This is a genomic window from Phytohabitans kaempferiae, assembly GCF_042433955.1.
GTDB classification, from domain to species: domain Bacteria; phylum Actinomycetota; class Actinomycetes; order Mycobacteriales; family Micromonosporaceae; genus Phytohabitans; species Phytohabitans kaempferiae.
In genome coordinates this window covers 1-1,717 of sequence record NZ_JBHLUH010000086.1, presented here as the reverse complement: position 1 = coordinate 1,717, position 1,717 = coordinate 1, and the positions used below count along the sequence as shown (strand labels likewise).

Genomic DNA, 1,717 nt, shown 5'->3' with positions numbered 1-1,717 from the left:
GCGGCCCGCGGCGGTCCTGCGGGCGAAGCCGCCGCGGTCCGGCAACGACCCGGCGGAAGGGCCCGCTCACCCATACCAGCCCCACCTGCTGAGGAACCCGTGCTGCTCCCGCTCGCCGACGGGAGCACCACGCTCCAGGTGACATCGATCCCCGCGTACCCGGAAAACAACACTCCCAGAGAGGTCAGCATCGTGGCTCTTTCCCGACGAGCGCTCATCAAAGGGGTCGCCGCCTCCGGCGCCCTCTCCGCCGTTTCGGCGGTCGCTCTGCCCGGCGTCGCGTGGGCGGCGAACACGGCCTACGTGATGTCCTACTTCACTGAGACGCCCAACTTCCAGGGCGCGGACTACGGCCTGCACCTGGCGGTGAGCCGCGACGGTCTGAACTGGACACCGCTCAACCAGAACAACCCGCTCGTCACACCGACACAGGGGCAGCAAGGGCTGCGTGACCCCTTCCTCTTCCGCAAGCAGGACGGCACCTTCGTCGTGCTGGCCACCGACCTCAAGGGCACCAACTTCGGCCAGAACAGCCAGTACCTGCACGTGTGGGACTCGACCAACCTCACCAGCTTCACCGGCTACCGGCGGATCCGGATGCACACGCTCAACGCCCACACCTGGGCGCCGACGGCCTTCTGGGACGCCGCTCGCGGCCAGTACGGCATCGTCTACTCGTGCAACAGCGGCGGCGACGTGCTGATGGTCAACTACACCAGCGACTTCGTCAACGTCAGCGCGCAGCAGGTGTTCTTCAGCCCCGGCTTCGGTGTGCTCGACGGTGACATCGTCGTGGACGGCGGGGTCGCATACCTGTACTACAAGAACCTGGCCAACGGGCTTCTCTACGGAGCCCGGTCGAGCACCGGGGCACCGAACAGCTTCACCACGTACACCAGCGGGCTGCGGATGGGCAACGCCATCGAGGCGCCGCTGCTGGTGAAGAACAACGAGGGCAACGGCTGGCGGCTGTGGGGCGACTCGTTCAGCCCGGTCAACGCCGACTACTACATCTGGTCCACATCGAACATCGGCGGCAACTCCTGGACCGCGCTGAACCAGCGTGACTACACCCCGCCGTTGAACGCAAAGCACGGCTCGATCCTGGGGATCAGCGACGCCGAGTACAACGGGCTGGTCTCCCGATGGGGCACGCCGAACTGGGTACGGCTCAAGGCGTCGAACTTCCCGGACTACTTCGTCCGGCACGCCAACGGGGTCGGCCGCATCGACCCGTACCCGTTCGATCCCTACCAGGACCAGATGTGGCGCATGGTGCCGGGCCTGGCCGACGCCGCGGCGGTGTCGTTCGAGTCGGTCAACCGGCCGGGCAACTTCCTGCGGCACAACAACTACGCGATCCGCCTGGACCCCAACAACGGCTCGGCCGGTTTCCGCGCGGACGCGACGTTCTACCGCACGGCCGGGCTGGCCGACGGCGCGTGGACCTCGTTCCGGTCGTACAACTTCCCGGACCGGTACCTGCGGCACGCCGGCTACGTGCTCCGGATCGACCCTCTCGGTTCGAGTTCGAGCGCGAGCGACCGGCAGGACGCCACCTTCCGGATCACGTCCTGATCGGAGGGACACCATGAAAAGGACATCATGGAGGCGCGGCCTGGCCCTGCTGGTGAGCCTGGCCTGTGTGGTGACGCTGGCACCGGGCGTGGCGCGGGCCGACAACCCGATCGTGCAGACCATCTACACGGCCGATCCC

The 1,717-nt window shown here is 67.3% G+C and carries 1 protein-coding gene; it reads left to right on the top strand.

Translation table 11 applies throughout. The annotated features are described in order from the left end of the window. The first annotated feature begins 99 nt into the window (after positions 1-99). Positions 100-1,578, top strand: a complete 1,479-nt coding sequence (locus ACFFIA_RS39080) for a glycoside hydrolase family 43 protein (RefSeq protein WP_377261489.1) — start codon at positions 100-102, stop codon at positions 1,576-1,578. The last annotated feature ends 139 nt before the right edge of the window (positions 1,579-1,717 follow it).